General features: G+C 69.8%; 13 protein-coding genes and 1 pseudogene. 5 read left to right on the top strand and 9 right to left on the bottom strand.

Translation table 11 applies throughout. The annotated features are described in order from the left end of the window. Positions 1-33 precede the first annotated feature (33 nt). Entirely contained in the window at positions 34-528 is a 495-nt protein-coding gene (locus tag WA805_RS20375; RefSeq protein ID WP_425243117.1) for a pyridoxamine 5'-phosphate oxidase family protein, read from the top strand. Between the two features lie 156 nt (positions 529-684). Here the strand turns inward: WA805_RS20375 and WA805_RS20370 are convergent. Then, positions 685-1638, bottom strand: a pseudogene (locus tag WA805_RS20370) (winged helix DNA-binding domain-containing protein); the annotation flags it as partial. 73 nt (positions 1639-1711) lie between these two features. Continuing rightward, on the bottom strand, positions 1712-2086 hold the full coding sequence (locus WA805_RS20365) for a VOC family protein (protein WP_422326689.1): 375 nt from the start codon (positions 2084-2086) through the stop codon (positions 1712-1714). 92 nt (positions 2087-2178) lie between these two features. Here WA805_RS20365 and WA805_RS20360 point away from each other — a divergent pair, with 92 nt between their 5' ends. Then, complete coding sequence (locus WA805_RS20360) at positions 2179-3183, top strand: helix-turn-helix transcriptional regulator (protein WP_425243116.1); 1005 nt, start codon at positions 2179-2181, stop codon at positions 3181-3183. Here the strand turns inward: WA805_RS20360 and cimA are convergent. The 5 genes from cimA to ftsE all read right to left on the bottom strand — a co-directional run bounded on the left by cimA (position 3147) and on the right by ftsE (position 9230). Continuing rightward, positions 3147-4736: a citramalate synthase gene (gene cimA / locus WA805_RS20355; protein ID WP_422276837.1), complete on the bottom strand. Its 1590-nt coding sequence runs from the start codon at positions 4734-4736 to the stop codon at positions 3147-3149. The two genes, WA805_RS20360 and cimA, sit on opposite strands and share 37 nt — an antisense overlap. 190 nt (positions 4737-4926) lie before the next feature. Beyond that, positions 4927-6807 carry an NTF2-like N-terminal transpeptidase domain-containing protein gene (locus WA805_RS20350; RefSeq protein WP_425243115.1) on the bottom strand — a complete coding sequence of 627 codons (1881 nt, stop codon included), beginning with the start codon at positions 6805-6807 and terminating at the stop codon, positions 4927-4929. Between the two features lie 207 nt (positions 6808-7014). Then, entirely contained in the window at positions 7015-7479 is a 465-nt protein-coding gene (smpB, locus tag WA805_RS20345) for an SsrA-binding protein SmpB (RefSeq protein WP_422280839.1), read from the bottom strand. Positions 7480-7558: 79 nt separating this feature from the next. Then, positions 7559-8464 (bottom strand): permease-like cell division protein FtsX, encoded by a 906-nt coding sequence (gene ftsX, locus WA805_RS20340; protein WP_422280841.1) that lies wholly within the window; start codon positions 8462-8464, stop codon positions 7559-7561. Positions 8465-8540: 76 nt separating this feature from the next. Then, the gene (gene ftsE, locus WA805_RS20335) at positions 8541-9230 is read right to left on the bottom strand and encodes a cell division ATP-binding protein FtsE (RefSeq protein ID WP_422280843.1); all 690 of its coding nucleotides are present in this window, start codon (positions 9228-9230) and stop codon (positions 8541-8543) included. A gap of 187 nt (positions 9231-9417) precedes the next feature. Between ftsE and WA805_RS20330 the strand changes: the two genes are divergently transcribed. Continuing rightward, the gene (locus WA805_RS20330; protein ID WP_422280845.1) at positions 9418-9606 is read left to right on the top strand and encodes a hypothetical protein; all 189 of its coding nucleotides are present in this window, start codon (positions 9418-9420) and stop codon (positions 9604-9606) included. Between the two features lie 168 nt (positions 9607-9774). After that, positions 9775-10755 carry a hypothetical protein gene (locus WA805_RS20325; RefSeq protein WP_422337616.1) on the top strand — a complete coding sequence of 327 codons (981 nt, stop codon included), beginning with the start codon at positions 9775-9777 and terminating at the stop codon, positions 10753-10755. Here WA805_RS20325 and prfB read toward each other — a convergent pair. Further along, on the bottom strand, positions 10752-11870 hold the full coding sequence (gene prfB, locus WA805_RS20320) for a peptide chain release factor 2 (protein ID WP_422289185.1): 1119 nt from the start codon (positions 11868-11870) through the stop codon (positions 10752-10754). The two genes, WA805_RS20325 and prfB, sit on opposite strands and share 4 nt — an antisense overlap. A 92-nt stretch (positions 11871-11962) precedes the next feature. On the opposite strand from prfB, the gene WA805_RS20315 reads away from it, so the two are divergent. Next, positions 11963-13057, top strand: a complete 1095-nt coding sequence (locus WA805_RS20315; RefSeq protein ID WP_425243114.1) for a hypothetical protein — start codon at positions 11963-11965, stop codon at positions 13055-13057. On the opposite strand, the gene WA805_RS20310 is transcribed toward WA805_RS20315, so the two are convergent. Further along, positions 13039-17625, bottom strand: a 4587-nt coding sequence (locus WA805_RS20310; protein ID WP_425243113.1) for an NAD-glutamate dehydrogenase, incomplete at its 5' end; no start/stop codon positions are given. The genes WA805_RS20315 and WA805_RS20310 overlap by 19 nt on opposite strands.

The raw sequence follows: 17625 nt of genomic DNA, 5'->3' as shown, positions 1-17625 counted from the left end.
GTAGGCGATCCCCTGAGAGAGTGGTGATTCTTCATGGCTGATCCCGCGCAGGTGCTGGAGCTGCCGATCTCGCGGCAGCTGCTGCGCGACGAGCCGATCATGCACCTGTCGTACACGGGGCGAGACGGGGGGCCGCGGGTGATCCCGATCGGGTACCTGTGGGACGGCGCCCGCTTCCTGATGTGGACGATTCCCGGCGCGCCGAAGGTCGATGCCTTGCAGGCCGACGGGCGGGTCGCGATCACGATCGACGTGCCGGGACCGCCGCCGCGCGTGCTGCTGGTCCGGGGCCGGGCCGCGCTCGAAACTGTCGACGGCGTGCCCGACGGATACCTGCAGGCGTCGCGCCGCGCCATCCCCCAGGAAGCCTGGGAGGATTTCGAGACACAGGTCCGCGCCATGTACAAGCAGATGGTCGCCGTCACCATCACTCCGGAGTGGGCGCGGCTGCTCGACTTCGAGACCACCGCGCCGGTCGCGGTGGAAAAGCTCATGAGAGAGCAGGGCCAGGCGCCCACCGACGGCTGACAGCATCTTCCTATCGGTTATGACCACTTTCGCGTCCGATTTGCCCGAATTGTCCCCACGTAAGTGATAGGAAGATGGGCTGACCGCCTGGATTAACTCGGCCGGGCTGAAGCGGATGGGCCTGGTGGGGTCCGCGGGGCAGGTGAAGGCGAGCAGCTTCGCGGCTTCCGCTGTGATCGAGGATTCTTCCACCGCGGTGAGGCGGCGGAACGGGGTGATCGTCAGCGCATCGGCGGTGATCTTCCAGGTGGCGTCCCACGCGCCGTCGATCAGCAGGGTGCCCTGGGTGGCACCGTTGCCGGGCCATAGCGGGACCGGGTGCGTGTGCGGGATGACCCGGCGACGGTCGGCGTGCGAGAGCAGCAGGTTGTCGTACTCCGGGAGGAACCGGGGCGGCGCGGGGACATCCTCCGCTGGCAGTTCCTTATCCGGGAGGTCGAGCAGTTCCGCGCCGTCGGGTCCCCGGTAGGCGCGCAGCTCGAGGCGGCCGGTCACCTCGCGCAGCCGGGTCAGGCCGGACCAGGTCTGGATGTCCGCCACGGTCGCCGGGCCGAACGCGGCCAGGTAGCGAAGAACCAGGGCATCGACCGCCTCAGGTTTGGCCGGGCCGATGGGCTCGGCCAGCCAGGATTCGGCGGTGGTCCAGGTGGCCTGGGCGTTCTTGCCCCAGATGCCGCGCGGCGGGACCTGGACGACGGGCAGCAGGTAGGTCACCGCGTACGCGAGCGACATGGGCTCGGCCGCCGGCCAGGCCGCCGCGAGGTCCCTGGCTAGCTGAGCGCGGGTCAGCGGGCACTTCACGAGCAGCCCGGCCGCCTGGGCGGCCAGCGCGTCCGGGTCGACACCGGTCAGGGTCCTGGCGTAGTTGGCCCGCAGGCCGGCCGCCATCAGCGGACCGAACAACGGGCGGAACGCGACGAAGTCCGCCGTGTCCGCCAGGTGGACGGTCGCGCGCATGATCGGGGCCCGGACCACCGTACGTTCGCAAAGAAGAGCCGACAGCTCATCGGTCGTGAAGCGGGCCAGCCTCGTCCAGAGCCCCACGTAGGGGGCGAGCGGCGCCTGGGCCTGCAGCCCGCCCAGGTGCCGGATCGCCTGCTGCGCCGGCATCTCGTGCCGGCGCAGCAGGAGCTGACGGTCCAGTGTGGCCCTGTTGAGGGCGCGCAGGCTCAGCGTTGGCTGGTCAGCCACGGGGCAGCAGCTGCTGGAGCGCCCACTTGTTGCCGTCCGGGTCGGCGAAGAACACGAACCTTCCCCAGTCGAGGTCCTGGACGTCGCTGACCTCGGCGCCGCGGGCGACGAGATCCGCGTGCGCCGCCTCGATGTCCGCGACGACCATCTGCAGGCCGCGCACGCTCCCCGGTTCGCCCTCAACGATGCCCTTGCCGATCGCGATCGAGCAGGCCGAGCCAGGCGGAGTGAGCTGCACGAAGCGGATCTCCGCGCTGACCGTGTGGTCGTGGTCGGCGTGAAAGCCGGCTTTCTCGGTGTAGAACGCCTTGGCGCGGTCCACGTCCGAAACGGGGACCGCTACCAGCTCTAGCTTCATGTCCACCATGATGTGCCTCCTCCTTGGTTCCTTGCTGTAGACCCAACGTTAGGCGGCTATTAGGAAGACTGCGTTCCTAATAGTGCGGCAGACTGGAAGTCATGCTGGAAACGTCGGCGCGGCTGCTGCGGCTGCTCTCCCTGCTGCAGACCCCGCGCGAATGGACCGGCGCCGAGCTCGGCGAGCGGCTCGGGGTGTCGCCACGGACCGTTCGCAATGACGTGGACAAGCTCCGTGAGCTCGGCTATCCGGTGCTCGCCACGCGCGGGGCCGCCGGCGGGTACCGGCTCGGCGCGGGCGCGGCGATGCCGCCGCTGCTGCTCGACGACGAGGAGGCCGTCGCCGTCGCCGTCGGGCTCAGGACCGTGGCGACGGGAGCGATCGCCGGGATCGAGGAGGCCTCCCTCCGGGCGCTGGCCAAGCTGGAGCAGGTGCTGCCCGCCAGGCTGCGGACCCGCGTCGGCGGGCTGCGCTCGATCATCACCCCGGTGCCATTCGCGTCGGCCGCGCCGACGGTTGACCCTGACGTGCTCACCGCGGTCGCGGCGGCGTGCCGGGCCAGGGAGCGGCTGCGGTTCAGCTACCTGTCGCACGACGGGTCGGCCAGCGAGCGCGACGCGGAACCGTACCAGCTGGTGAACTGGGGGCGGCGCTGGTACCTGGTGGCGTTCGACGTCGGCCGCGGCGACTGGCGGACCTTCCGCGTCGACAGGATCACGCCGCGGACGCCTGGCGGCGGCCGGTTCACGCCGCGGCCACTGCCCGCAGCCGACCCGGCGGCCTTGGCGGACTGGGTGGCGCGGCGGGTCGCGACCGGCGCGTGGCGGTACCGGGCACGGGTGACCGTGTTCGCCCCGGCCGCCGCGGTCAGCGAGCGGATCGGGCCGTACGTGGGGACCGTGACCGCCGTGTCCAGCGAGTCGTGCACGCTGGACACCGGCTCGGACAGCCTGGCGACGATGGCGGTCTACCTGGGCTTCCTTGGGTGGGACTTCCGGGTGGACGCACCGCCGGAGCTGGCCGTCGAGGTACGCGCGCTCGCCGAGCGGTACCAGCGGGCGCTGCCCGGTCAGTCCGGCTCGCGGCCGGCCTTGAGCAAGCCGTAGCTGACCGCCTCCTCAAGCGCGTGCCAGGACGCGGCGATGATGTTCTCGTCCACGCCCACCGTGGACCACATGTCGCCGGCGCCGTCGCCGGACTCGATGAGCACCCGGGTGACCGCGCCGGTACCGTGCGAGCCCTCCAGGATGCGCACCTTGAAGTCGGCGAGCTCCAGGTTCGCCAGCTCGGGGAAGGTCTGCTCGAGCGCCACGCGCAGCGCCTTGTCCAGCGCGTTCACTGGCCCGTTGCCCTCGCCGACGGCGACCACCCGCTCCCCCTTGGCAGTCAGCCGCACCGTCGCCTCGCTGGTCACCGCGCCGTCCGCGCGGCGCTCCACGATCACCCGCCAGGACTCGACGGTGAAGTGCCGCCTGCGCTCGCCGGCCAGCTCGTCGCGCAGCAGCAGCTCGAACGACGCGTCCGCCGCCTCGAAGGAGTAGCCGCGGGCCTCAAGCTCCTTGACCTTGTCCGTGACCCGGCCGATGACCTCCTTGTCGCCGGACAGGTCGTAGCCGAGCTCGCGTCCCTTGAGCTCCACCGAGGCGCGGCCGGCCATGTCCGAGACCAGCATCCGCATGTCATTGCCGACCCGCTCGGGATCGATGTGCTGGTAGAGCATCGGGTCGACGCGCACGGCGCTCGCGTGCAGCCCGGCCTTGTGCGCGAACGCGCTCACCCCGACGTACGGCTGGTGGGTGTCCGGCGTGACGTTCGTGACCTCGCTGATCGCGTGCGCGATCCGGCTCATCTCCCTGATCCCGTCGCCGTCGAGGACGCCAAGGCCCTTCTTGAGCTGGAGGCCGGCCACCACGCTGAACAGGTTCGCGTTGCCCGCGCGCTCGCCGTACCCGTTCGCGGTGCCCTGCACGTGGCTGACCCCGGCCTCGACGGCGACCAGCGTGTTGGCGACGCCGCAGCCGGTGTCGTCGTGGCAGTGGATGCCGAGCCGCGCCTGGGTGGCGAGCGTCACCTCCCGCACAACGTCGCCGAGCTCGCTCGGGAGCATGCCGCCGTTGGTGTCGCACAGCGCGATCACGTCCGCGCCGGCCTCCGCGGCGGCGCGGACGCATTCAAGCGCATAGGCAGGGTTGGACCGGTAGCCGTCGAAGAAGTGCTCGGCGTCGAGGAACACCCGCTGCCCCTCGGCGCACAGGTGCCGCACGGTGTCGGCGATCATCGCCAGGTTCTCGTCGAGCGTGGTGCGCAGCGCGAGCCTGACGTGCCGGTCATGGCTCTTGGCCACCAGCGTGACGACCGGCGCGCGCGACTCGCGCAACGCCGCGACCTGCGGGTCGTCGGCCGCCTTGACGCCGGCCTTGCGGGTCGAGCCGAACACGGCGAGCGTGGCGTACCGCAGGTCGAGCTCGGTCTGCGCGCGGCGGAAGAACTCGGTGTCCTTCGGGATCGCGCCCGGCCAGCCGCCTTCGATGAACCCGACGCCGAGCCGGTCGAGGTGCCTGGCGATCACCAGCTTGTCGGCAACCGTGAGGTTCAGGCCCTCCTGCTGAGCGCCGTCGCGCAAGGTTGTGTCGTACACGTGGAACTGGTCGTCGGGCATGGTCGCTGTCCGTTTCTTCCGTGTGGCTTGGGTTGTGTCGGCCGACAAATGAAAAGACCCCTCGTGGGAGCACGAGAGGTCTGCGCGTCGGCGTTTGTCGTACTAACAGCCGACGCGCCTGCCGATAATAATCAGCCCGGACGTCACGGGGTCCAGTGTGCCATATGGCAGGCGTGCTTCGCCAACTGGCTCAGGAGATGTGACTCAGGAAGGCTCCGGCCAGCGCCGCGGCGGCCTGCGCCTGGGTGGTGCCCGTCTCGATGACCGCCACGGCCATGCTGCCCCGGTATCCGACGAACCAGCTCAGGTAGGCGTGCGCGCCGGTCTGCACGACGCCGGACTGACCGTACACCGGCTCGCCCGGCACGTTGGCCCCGCGCGCGGAACCCGACTGCACCGCCTGCCGCATCAGCTGGCGCAGCTCGCCAAGCTTGCTGGTGGACAGCGGCGCCTGCCACGTTGACGGCGGGTCAGCGGCGACGATCACCGGCGTGCGGCCGGTGCCGGCGTCGACCTCGGCCGCCACCATCGCCATGCCGAGCGGGCTCATCAGCACGCCGCCGGTGCCGGTCACCTGCGCCGCCACGCCGGCCTGGCCGGTGACGGCAGCGGCCGACCCGGAGAACGCGGGCACCCGCAGGTTCCACGGTGTTCCGATGCCGAAGGACCGTTCCACCGTCGAAAGCTGGCGCGCGGTCAGCTTCTCCGACATGGTCGCGAAGGCTGTCCCGCACCCGGCGGCGAAGTCCGCCGCGAAGGTTGTCGAGGCCGCAGGACCCGGCTGGTAGGTGAACGTCTGGCCGCCGACGTTGGCGACGTTCTGGCAGGGCAGCGGCTGGCTGGTGCTGACGTCGCCGGTGCCGAGCAATGCCGCCGCGGACACGATGCTGAACGCCATACCCGGCTGCAGCCTGGCGGCCAGCGGTCCGTCGGGCGGCAGCGGCACGCTGCCGGCCTGATGCGCGGCGAGGGCGCGGACTTCGCCGGTGCTCGAGTCGACGGCGACGATCTCGCCGGAGTTGTGCCGCGCCGCGAGCGCGGCGGCGGCGACCGCCTGGTCATGGCTGTCGATGGTGATCCGTACCGGGGTGCCGGCCTGCCCAGCCGTGGTCGACAGGGTCGCGACCGTCTGGCCCGCCGCGTTGACCACGACGATGGAGGTGCTCGGCGTGCCGGCCAGCGTGTCCTGGTAGGTCTGCTCGAGCCCGGACAGCCCCACCGTCTCGCCGGGCTGGTAAGCGGCGCCCTCGGCCCGCAGCGCGCCGGAGTTCTCGGTGCCTATCGTGCCGACGACCTCGGCGGCGCCCGAGCCGAACAACCGCTCCGTCTTGCGCTGTGAGGTCAGCCCTGGCACCTTGACCAGCCGCGACCATATCCCCTGGAACTGCGGCGACGCGGGATCGAGCGTGAGCAGCGAAAGGAACTGGCGCGGCGGCGCGGCACGGATCTGGCCGAGCACCTGCTGATCGCTGAGCCCGGTGATCAGGCTGAACTCCGCCGCCGTGCGCGCCATGTTCGACAGCCGCCCAGGGTAGACGCCGACGTGATAGTCGGCGGACGACGAGAGCAGGGGCTGGCCGTCCGAGTCCTCCACCGGGGCACGGGGCGAGAAGCTGGTCAGCACCGCGAGCCGGTCTCCCGGCCCGAGACTTGGGTTGATGGCGTCCGGCGCCCAGTTGACGAGCCACTGCCCGTTCCGCACGGCCAGCGAGAACCGCCCTATGTAGCTCCACTGCTGGCCGGTCTGGGCCAGGTCCACAGTGGCCTTGAAGGTCGCGACCGCCGTGTCCCCGTGCTGCGTGACCGAGTTCATCGCCAGGAAAGCGTTCGTGGCGTCCAGGTCGGTGTAGGCGGCGGTGAGCTGGCTGACCACCTGCGCGTCGTTCCCCGTGGTCAGCGCGGCGGCCTGCGCGTACCTGCCCTGCTGCCAGTCGAGCAGGAACGCCTGCACGGCCGGCTCGGGAGATGACGCGCCGCCGAAGCCGGTCGCGAATCCGACGCACAGCAGACCGATGACGACCACCATGATCGCGGCCAGCCGCTGCCGGCGGGACGGCCGGACGCGGCGCACGCGAGGCTTGCGATGGCGGCTGCCGGACGCGCGAGACCCGGTTGGCCGGGGAGGCGGCGGCGGTGTTCCCGGCGGCGCGGCTTGCGCATCAGGGGTGCCTCGCGGCACCCCGGCCCCTAGGCGGGGGCGGGGAAGCGCGTAGCCGCGAGGGCGCCCAGCATGGCTACCCCGTTCGCGCGAGCCCGCTGTCACCGTCCGCCTCCGGGGTCACCGTCGTCGCCGTAGGGCACGCTCGACCTCCCTGGCAGCGTCCCGCCGGGCCAGGTCTTGCCTCTTATCGTATGTCCGTTTGCCACGGCCAAGTGCGAGCTCCACCTTGACTTTGCCGTCCTTGAAGTACATCGACAGCGGGACAAGCGTCAGGCCCTGCTCCGATGTCTTGCGGACCAGTCGGTCGATCTCTCCCCGGTGCAGCAGGAGCTTCCTGGTCCGCCTAGGCACGTGGTTGGTCCATGTGCCTTGCGTGTACTCCGGTATATGAACGTTATGCAGCCAGACTTCCCCGTCAGAGATCAGCGCGAACCCATCGGTTAGTGACGCACGTCCGGCGCGCAGTGACTTCACCTCGGTCCCGGTGAGCGCGATGCCCGCTTCGATGACTTCCTCGATCGTGTAGTCATGCCGGGCGCGCCGGTTCCTGGCGATGACCTTGCTTCCCTGCTCGCGTGCCACGTCTCTCCTGTCAGCCAGCTTGCGGCTACCCGCCTGGCCCGGGACTAACGCACCGCGGCAGCGCCCGGGCCACCGGCGGCTAGACCCGCAGATAGCGGCGGAGCGTCACGAACGACGTCACGCCGCACAGCAGCACCCCGACAAACATAGCCAGCAGTATGACCTCGACCAGGTCAGTGGCCGACAGGCCGACGTTATAGCTGAAGTATTGCTGCAGGTTGTTCAGCAGCAGCGACTTGACCCCGATGAGCAGGGCGGCCGCGAGCGCCCAGCCGAGCAGGCCGGCGATCACGCCCTCGAGCAGGAAGGGCAGCTGAATATAGAAGTTAGACGCGCCGACCAGCCGCATAATTCCGGTCTCCCGCCGCCGGTTGAACGCCGACAGCCGGATCGTGTTCGCCACCAGCAGGACCGCCGCGACGACGAGGATCAGCGCGACGACGATGACCGCGTTCCTTGCGCCGTCGAGCAGCCGGTAGAACTTGTCGAGGATAGTCATCTCGTCGATGACGGAGTCCACGCCTGGCGCCCCAGTGACCGCGCTCGCGACGATGTTGTAGTCGGCCTCCGGGTTACGGAGCTTGACCTCGAACGACGGCGGAATGTCGGTTTCCTTGACTGTCGAGACGTACGACGGGTCGTTGGAGAAGTCCTGCTTGAATAGCTGGTAGGCCTGCGTCTGCGACACGTAGGTGGCGCTCTGGACCTGCGGCATGGAGCTCAGCGTCGTCTGGATCTGCTGTTGCTGCGCCGGCGTGATCGACCCGTGGCAGTTCGGGTTGGGGCTGGCCGTGGTGCACAGATAGACGGAGATCTCCACCTTGCTCTGCCAGTACGTCCGAGTGCTGTCGACCTGCTTGACGAACAGCAGCCCCGTGCCGAGCAGAGACAGGCTGATCGCCACCACCACGATGAGCGCGACAGTCATGGTGAGGTTCCTGCGCAGTCCGACCCAGATCTCCTGGAACACGAAGTTTGAACGCATACAGGCCTTATCTCATCCCTGGGTAGTCATCTGTGATCTCGCGGGCCCGCCGTAAGCCGACGGTAATAGATGCCGGCTAATACGCCTGGCCGTACACGCCCCGCACCTGGTCGCGGACCACCTTGCCGTACTCGAGCTCGATGACGCGCTTGCGCATCGAGTCGACGATGGCCGCGTCGTGGGTAGCCATGACCACGGTCGTCCCGGTCCTGTTGATCCGGTCGAGCACCTTCATGATGCCGATCGAGGTCGCCGGGTCGATGTTCCCCGTCGGCTCGTCGGCCAGCAGGATCATCGGACGGTTGACGAACGCCCTGGCCATCGCGACGCGCTGCTGCTCGCCTCCGGACAGTTCGTCGGGCATCCTCTCGTGCTTGCCTTCCAGGCCCACCAGGTCGATCACTTCGGGCACCACGCGGCGGATGAACCGCCGCGGCTTGCCGATCACCTCGAGGGCGAAGGCCACATTCTGGTAGACGTTCTTGTTCGGCAGCAGCCGGAAGTCCTGAAACACGCACCCGATCCGGCGGCGCAGGTGCGGCACCTTCCAGTTCGTCAGCCGCGCCAGGTCCTTGCCCGCGACGTGGATGCGTCCCTCGGAGGGCCGCTCCTCCTTAAGGATCAGCCTGAGGAAGGTCGACTTGCCGGACCCGGAGGGGCCGACGAGGAATACGAACTCACCCTTGTTGACGGCGAGGTCGACGTTTTCGAGGGCGGCCCGATTCTGGTTCGGGTAGATCTTGGTGACGTTGTCAAAGTTGATCACAGGACCATCACTTCGATCTCGACGGAAGGGGACAGGCCTATCATCGGCCGGGCGGGTATTTCGGGCCTAGCCGGGCAACTTGCGGGTAACCTGGTTAAGCCAGGGAACAGTCTAGGGGGAAACTGGCAGCTAAGCCGCCAGATCACGCCAAGTGCGCCAGGGCACCGCTACCGGAAGGGGTAACGAGATGAGCTGCGAGCACCTGATCTGCGCACACTGTGCTGGCCCTGTTGTGGAGGGGCGCTGCCCGGCCTGCCGCGCGGCCCGCGCGCACGTTCACCACCACGGCTTTGGCGGTCTCACCCCGCAACTGGTCATCGCCGCCGCCCTGATCCTTCTCCTCGGCTTGCTCATCGTCACCCGCGTGATCGGGTAGCGCTCCGTCCGCTGCCCCCCCGGCAGGCCCCGCCTTAAGGGCTATGCGCTTTTTTCGTCCTGAGAATTGATGAAGCACGCGTATTCGCGACATAATCACTAGTCTTCGGCGACTGGCGGGTGGGCGTCATGTCTCTGCCGCACCACACGAACAGGTAGGGGTTTTCAGATGAGTACTCCCAGCCGTGATCCCGAGGAGGGACCGGACAGCCAGTACGCACCGAGCTCCGGGCCGGCCGGCGCGCCGGACGCGGAAGCTCCGGCGAACACGCCAGCCGCTGAAGCGCCGGCGGCAAATGAGCCCGCGGAGACGCGCTTCGACATGCCGGCCGTGACGGACCACGAGGACATGGCGGCCGAGCGAGAGCCCTCGGGCGCGCTGGCGCCGGAAGAGATGGCCTTCGTGCCGGACAGGGAAGAGCCGGCCGACACTCCTGCCGTGGAGCAGACGCTCTCCGACATGCCTGTCGTAGCGGAGCCGGTGGCCGCTGACAGGCCGGCGTTCGACACGCTCGGCCCGGAAGAGCCGGCGTATGACACGTTCGGCCCGGAAGAGCCGGCGTTCGACACGTTCGCGCCTGAGGACCCAGAGGTCGCCGAGGCCATACACGAGGCGGCGCCAAACTGGCCGCCGCTGGTGCAGAGGATGACTCTCGGCCAGGCGATCGTGATGGTGACCGGCGTCCTGCTGTTCATCTGGGGCTTCCTCCCCTGGTACAGCGACGCGGGCGGCAGCGCCAACGCGTGGTCCACGGAAACGATCCCCGGCCTGCTGCTGACGGCCACCTGGGTACCGCTGCTGAGCCTCGCGATCGTCGTCTTCACAGCGATCAAGGTCTTCGGCAACGGCTTCCCCGACGCGGTGCTGGGTTTCACCTGGGCGCAGCTGTCCATCGTGGTCGGGTTCATCGACGTCCTGATCAGCCTCGGGTTCCTGGTGGCGAACCGCAGCCTCGGCAGCCTGGGCAGCCTGAACCTCGGCCCGGGCCTGATCCTGACCTTCATCACCTCGCTGGTCTTGCTGGGTGGCGCCGTCCTCGACCACCTCGGCAGGGGCTCGGACTTCTTCAGGGGCGGCCGTCAGCGGCGGGTGGCACCAGGTGCCGGGGACGTCGGGGGCGCCGGGGGTGCCGGAGGTCCCGCGGCCTAGGCCTGCTTGGTTCCGTTCTCACCGCGGCGCAGCCAGCGGATCTCCGCGTCGATGAAGTCGTCGATCTCGCCGTCGAGAACGGATTCCGCCTGCGACGTCTCGTAGCCCGTTCGCTGGTCCTTCACCATCTGATACGGGTAGAGGACGTAGTTGCGGATCTGCGACCCCCAGGCGCGGCCGCCGTCGCCCTTGAGGGCGGCGAGCTCCTGCGCCTCCTGCTCGCGGCGGCGCTCGAGGAGCTTGGCCTGCAGCACGGCCATCGCTGAGGCCCGGTTCTGGATCTGGCTCCGCTCGTTCTGGCAGGACACCACGATGCCGGTCGGCAGGTGCGTGATCCGGACGGCCGAGTCGGTCGTGTTGACGCCCTGGCCGCCGGGCCCTGAGGAGCGGAACACGTCCACCCGGATCTCGTCCTCGGGGATCTCGACGTGATCGGTCTGCTCGACCACGGGCATCACGTCCACCCCGGCGAACGAGGTCTGCCTGCGGCCCTGGTTGTCGTACTTGGAGATGCGGACCATGCGGTGCGTGCCCTGCTCGCCGCGCAGCGTGCCATACGCGTACGGCGCCTTCACCGCGAACGTGGTGGACTTGATGCCCGCCTCACCGTAGGACACGTCGAAGACCTCGGCCGGGTACCTGTGCCGTTCCGCCCAGCGCAGGTACATGCGCTGCAGGTTTCCCGCGAAGTCCTCCGCGTCCGCCCCGCCCGCCTGCGAGTTGATCGTGATCAGCGCCTCGCGGTTGTCGTACTCGCCGTTCAGCAGGGTGCGGATCTCGAGCAGGTCGACCTCCTTGCGCAGCCGGGCGAGGTCGCCAGCCGCCTCGTCCCTGGCGGACTGGTCGTGCTCGTCGTCGGCAAGCTCGAACAGTACGCGAGTGTCGTCGAGGCGCTGCCGCAGGTTCTCTAGCCGCGACATTTCGCCTTCCAAGTAGGAAAGCCGCCTGGTGACCTGCTGGGCGCGCGTCTGGTCTTCCCACAGGGCCGGGTCCGCGGCCTGCTCGCGAAGGTCAACGGCCTCGGTCCGCATCGCCTCCGGGTCCAGTACGGCTTCGATGGTGTCGAGCTTTGACGACAGTTCCGATATCTCATCGGCGGGATCGGTAGCTGCCATGCGGGAAAGCCTACGCGAGAAAAGGCTTATCAGCGTATTGAGGAAGGCGAGACGCCACGGTAGCAGACGAAGAGCCGGTATCCTCCCGATTCGTGGCAGACAGAAAGTGCCGGACGCGCATGCTGGCCTGGGCAGGCGCGGCACTAGCCTTGACAGCGGCGCTCGCCGCCGCAGGCTGCACCTCGACCCCCGCGACCACCAGCGCGGGCACCCAGGCGGGCAGCACCACCCCGGAAGTGACCACCGCGCAGGCTGGCCAGGTCTTCGCTGCCTACGTAGCCGTCGCCGACCGCGCGGCCAGCACCGGCGACGCGTCGCTGGCGCTCTCCAACGTCACAGGCGTGCAGAAGCTGACGATCACCACCCAGCTCAAGGCCGCCAAGTCCGGCACCGGAGCGCTGGCCAGGTACCGTTACGGCCCCCCCGCCGTCGTCCTGCCGCGGCAGGACGGATATCCGCGCTGGTTCGTCGCCAGCGTGACGCGCTCGCTCGTCGGCCGGCCAGGCAGCCCAGGCGGGACCGCCGGGCTCTCGCTCGCCGCCACCGGTCGGGTGCTGATGGTGTTCGTGCAAGGCAGCGCGACCGCCCCCTGGCTGCTGTCCAGTACCTCGCAGCTGCCGGCCGGCGTGTCCGTGCCGCCGCTCGCCACCGACAGCGCCGGCTACGTGGCCACGGTGCCGCTGAACAGCGGCGCGCAACTCGCCCGCCCCGACGCCACGGGACCGCTGCAGGCCGCCGTGGTGGACGACGGTCCGGCCAGTCCCGCCACGAAGGTGGTCGCCGCGGGGAACCTCACCACCGGCATCTACGCGGCGGCACGCGCCGCCATGACTGCGCCGGCCGGCGACCTCTACCAATGGGAGCTGGAAGGCACCCACTACTCGAACGTCGCGCTACGCACGGCCGACGGCGGCGCGCTGGTCTTCTACGAGATGTACCTGGACAGCGCCGTCGAGGTCCCGGCCATCCTGAACAAGGGCGTGGTCAAGACCGGGCCGCCCATCACCGTCCCCGGTTACCTGGCCTTCCTGCTGACACCCGGCCAGCCGGTGCCGCGGCTAAGCCTCGATACCCAGCAGCTGCTTTCCTTCGCTGCTGTCGACCCGCCGGCCGGGACCGCGTCGACAGCAGCGAAGATCCAGGTCATCGCCATCGGCGGCGGCCTGACCTACGCCAGCGCCGCCTGAGCGGGCAGCGGCGCCACCAGCGTCCTGATCACCCGGGTAGCCACCTCCAGGGTGGTGAACGTGAACCGCTCGCTCTGCCAGATCTCGGCGAGCGTCGCCTCCGCACGGGAAACGGCGGCCGCGTTCCGCGCCTCCCAGGCGGCGACCCGCTCGGCGGCCTGCGACTGCCCGTCGGCGGAGTGGCGGTCCCCGTCGATCGCGAGCACGTCCCTGGTCAGCGCCGCGTGCGCGGCGTACAGGTCGTCCCGCAGCGCCGACCGCGCCATGGACGCCCAGCGGTCTTCGCGCGGCAGCCCCACGATCAGCTCGCGGAGCCGGTCGAGCTGCAGCCGCTCGGCGAGCGCGAAGTACACCGCCGCGGTCTCCTCCACGCCGCGGGAGGTCATCGCCGCGCTCGTCACGATGTCGAAGGCCGAGTAGGACGGGACCATGGCCGCCGCCTCGTCGGCTAGCCCGGCGGGCACGCCGCGGGCGGCGAAGGCCGCGCGCCGCTCTTCGTAGCTGGTCAGATCGCTGCCGGACAGCACCTTGGGTATTCCGGACCGTACCGTCGCGACTCCCTCGCTCAGCGAGTTCACCGTCTCCGCGACACCGAACGGCGGACGCTTGTTCATCAGCAGCCACCGGGTGGCCCGCTCCACGAGCTTGCGCGCCTCGAGGACCAGCAGGATCCTGGCCTCCACGTCGACCTGGCCGGCCAGCTGCCCGAGCCGCCGCCAGAACGCGGGCATGTCGAACACCTCGCGGGCGACCAGCCAGGCACGGGTGATGTCCGGCACCGGCAGCCCCGTCTCTTCCTCCAGCCGGAACAGGAACGTGCTGCCCCCGGTGTCCACCATCTCGTTGACCAGCGAGGTGGTGATGATCTCGCGGCGCAGCCGGTGCGCGCTCATCCGCTCCGCGAACCTCGTGCGCAGCGGCGCCGGGAAGTAGCTGGTGAGCATGGTGCGCAGGTACGGGTCGTCGGGCAGGTCGGAGCCGAGCACCTGCTGGCCGGCCGCGATCTTGGTGTGCGCGAGCAGCAAGGCCAGCTCCGGGGTGGTCAGGCCGGTACCCGCTGACCGCCTGGCGGCGATCTCCTTGCCGGTCGGCAGCACGTCGCCCTCCAGCGACAGCTGCTTGTCCCTGGCGAGCTGGCGCAGGTACCTGGCGTGCACGTGGAGCAGCCGAGGGGCCTGGTAGCGGGCGGCGGCCAGCGCCATGTTCTGCCCGTCGTTGTGCCGCAGCACGAGCGCGGCGACCTCGTCGGTCATCTCGTGCAGCAGCCTGGCGCGCTCGGCATGGTCGATGCCGCCGGCCATCAGGATCTTGATGTTGACCTCGTGGTCGGAGGTGTCCACGCCGGCCGAGTTGTCGATGAAGTCGGTGTTGACGAGGCCGCCGCTGAGCGCGTACTCGATGCGCGCGGCCTGCGTCAGCCCGAGGTTGCCGCCCTCCGCGACGACCCGGGCGCGCAGCTCGGTCGCGTCGATCCGCACCGCGTCGCTGGACCGGTCGCCCGCGTCCGCGTGCGTCTCGTGCGAGGCCTTCACGTACGTGCCGATGCCGCCGTTCCACAGCAGGTCGACCGGGGCCTTCAGGATCGCGGAGATCAGCTCGTCGGGGGACAGCGAGAGCGTCCCTTCGGCGATGCCGAGCGCCGCGCGTGCCTGCGCGGTCAGCGGGACCGCCTTGACGTCCCGCCGCCAGATGCCGCCGCCCGGCGAGATCAGCGCCGCGTCGTAGTCCGCCCACGAGGAGCGGGGCAGGCCGAACAGCCGCTCGCGCTCGGCGAAGCTGGCCGCGGGATCCGGGTCCGGGTCGAGGAACACGTGCCGGTGGTCGAAGGCCGCGACCAGCTTGATGTGCCTGGACAGCAGCATGCCGTTGCCGAACACGTCGCCGGACATGTCTCCGATGCCCGCGACCGTGAAGTCGTCGGTGTCCGGGTTCAGCCGCAGCGCGGCGAAGTGCCAGCGCACGGACTCCCAGGCGCCGCGCGCGGTGATGCCCATCTTCTTGTGGTCGTAGCCCTCCGAGCCGCCGGACGCGAACGCGTCACCGAGCCAGAACCCGTACCGTTCCGCGATCTTGTTCGCGATGTCGGAGAACGTCGCGGTGCCCTTGTCCGCGGCCACCACCAGGTAGGGGTCGTCGCCGTCGAGACGGACCACGCCGTGCGGCGGCACCACCTGGCCGTCCACGATGTTGTCGGTGATGTCGAGCATCCCGCTGATGAACATCTGGTAGCAGGCGAGCACTTCCGCCGCATGCGCCTCGCGGTCGGCCGGGTCCGGCAGCCGCTTGCAGACGAAGCCGCCCTTGGCGCCGGACGGGACGATGACCGCGTTCTTCACCTCCTGCGCCTTGACCAGGCCGAGCACCTCGGTACGGAAGTCCTCGGGCCGCTCTGACCAGCGCAGCCCGCCCCGCGCGACCGCGCCGAACCGCAGGTGCACCGCCTCGAACCGCGGCGAATACACGAAGATCTCGAACTTGGGTCGCGGCGCGGGCACCCCGGGCACGCCCTCAGGCGCGAGCTTGAGCACCAGGTACGCGGCCTCGCCCGCGGCCTGGAAGTAGTTCGTGCGCAAGGTGGCCTCGATGAGGGCCAGGTAGGAGCGGAGGATGCGGTCGTGGTCGAGGCTCACCACCTCGTCCAGGGCGCCGCGCAGCTCTTCTGAGATCGCCTCGCTGCGCTCGGCCGCGCCGGCCTGCCGCGCCGGGTCGAACCTGGACTCGAACAGCCGGACAAGCAGCCGCGCGATCGCCGGGTTTGCGCGCAGCACCCGCTGCAGGTAGTCCTGGCTGAACCGGGCACCGACCTGCCGCAGGTACCGGGCGTACGCGCGCAGCAGGACCACCTGCCGCCAGGTCAGCCCCGCGTCCAGCACCAGCCCGCTGAACGCGTCGTCCTCGACCTGGTCCCGCCACAACGCGGTCAGCGCAGCCTCGAAGTTGCCGCGGGCCGCGTCCGCTTCCGCGGCTGTCAGCGGCGCGCGCCTCCGCCGCAGCCCGAAGTCGTATATCCAGAACGGGCCCATGGTTCCACACAGCTCGTACGGATGCTCGTCGACGACTTCAAGCCCCATGTGCTGAAGCTGCGGCAGCACGTCCGACAGCGTGATCGGAGACATGCGGAAGACCCGGAGTCGCCACCCTCCGTTCGGACTGATGTAAAGGCGCAGCCCGAACGGGAGGGACAGCTCTTGCAGCCGCTCCACCGTCGTGAAGTCCGCCACCGCCTCGGCGGGCCTGGTGTCGGCCTTGTACGGCTCAGGGATCGCGACGGAGCACGCGTTCACCACGGTGACGGCGCGATCGACGCCGAGCTGTCGCTCGGCCTCCGCGGTCAGGTCCTCGTCCCAGGAGCGGACCGCGGCCGCGATCTCGGCCTGCAGCGCCAGCGGGTCCGGGTGCGCCAGCGGGCGGCCAGGCTCCCCGTGCACCACCACGTGCAGCCGCGCGAGCGCCAAGTTGCTGACCATCGCGCTGTAGTCGACGGACACGCCGCCCAGCGCGCGGCGGAGGATCTCCTGGCAGGCCAGCCTGACCTTCGTGGTGTACCGGTCCCTTGGCAGGTACACCAGACAGGACATGTACCTGCCGTAGACGTCGGGGCGGAGGAACAGCCGGACCTGCTTGCGCTCCCCCAGGCGCAGCACGGCCAGCGCTATCGGGGTCAGCTGGGCGACGCTGATCTCGAACAGCTCCTCGCGCGGGTAGCCCTCGAGGATCTCGATCAGGTCCTTACCGTCATGGCTGTCCGCGGGCAGCCCGGCCGCCTCGAGCATCACGTCGAGCTTGCGGCGCAGCACCGGGATGCGGGTGATCGACTCGGTGTAGGCGGACTGCGTATACAGGCCGAGGAACCGGTGCTCGCTGGCCGGCTCGCCGTCGGGACCGAACGTGCGGACCGCGACATAGTCCATGTAGCTCGGCCGGTACACGGTGGACTTCGTGCTCGACTTGGCCAGCACGAGCGGCCGTAGCCGCTTCGCGTCGCCGCCGTCGTTCTCGTCCGGCCGGGACCGCGTCACGGCGAACGAGTCGGCCCCGTCGTGCCGGAGAATGCCGAGGCCGGTGCCGGGAACCGGCCGCGGCGCCGGCTCCTCCCCCTGGCCGGCCAGGTCGTACTCGCGGTAGCCGAGGAACAGGAAATGGCCGGCCGACAGCCAGGCAAGCAGCTCGCCGGCCTCCGCCTCCTCCGGGTCGCCGACGTCGGTGAGCCCGGCGACCAGTTCGCGGGCGGCCGACCGCATCCGCCGCTGGTCCTCCATGGCGATCCGCAGGTCATCCAGCACCCGGCGCAGGTCCGCGGCGAGCTGGGCGGAATCGTCGACGTCGCTCAGCTCCACGTGGATCCAGGACTCCTGGATCGTGCCGGCGGGTGGCTCGGCGCCGATGTTCGGCTGCACGGTCCCGTGCGCGACGCCTGTCACGTCCCGCTGCACGGTGAGCAGCGGATGGACGATCAGCCTGATGTCGGCCAGGTGCCTGTTGAGCTCCATCGTCACCGAGTCGACCAGGTAGGGCATGTCATCGGTGACGATGTCGATGACCGCGCCTGCGCCGGTCAGCGAGGTCTT

This window comes from Trebonia sp., from assembly GCF_049794275.1.
GTDB lineage: Bacteria > Actinomycetota > Actinomycetes > Streptosporangiales > Streptosporangiaceae > Trebonia.
This window is presented reverse-complemented; position numbering and strand designations above follow the sequence as displayed.

What these genes read in the sequence shown, in the direction of transcription:
- WA805_RS20375 (WP_425243117.1), top strand. Translation starts at nt 34, where the DNA reads ATGGCTGATCCCGCGCAGGTGCTGGAGCTGCCGATCTCGCGGCAGCTG.
- WA805_RS20365 (WP_422326689.1), bottom strand. Translation starts at nt 2,086, where the DNA reads ATGGTGGACATGAAGCTAGAGCTGGTAGCGGTCCCCGTTTCGGACGTG.
- WA805_RS20360 (WP_425243116.1), top strand. Translation starts at nt 2,179, where the DNA reads ATGCTGGAAACGTCGGCGCGGCTGCTGCGGCTGCTCTCCCTGCTGCAG.
- cimA (WP_422276837.1), bottom strand. Translation starts at nt 4,736, where the DNA reads ATGCCCGACGACCAGTTCCACGTGTACGACACAACCTTGCGCGACGGC.
- ftsX (WP_422280841.1), bottom strand. Translation starts at nt 8,464, where the DNA reads ATGCGTTCAAACTTCGTGTTCCAGGAGATCTGGGTCGGACTGCGCAGG.
- WA805_RS20330 (WP_422280845.1), top strand. Translation starts at nt 9,418, where the DNA reads ATGAGCTGCGAGCACCTGATCTGCGCACACTGTGCTGGCCCTGTTGTG.
- WA805_RS20325 (WP_422337616.1), top strand. Translation starts at nt 9,775, where the DNA reads ATGAGTACTCCCAGCCGTGATCCCGAGGAGGGACCGGACAGCCAGTAC.
- prfB (WP_422289185.1), bottom strand. Translation starts at nt 11,870, where the DNA reads ATGGCAGCTACCGATCCCGCCGATGAGATATCGGAACTGTCGTCAAAG.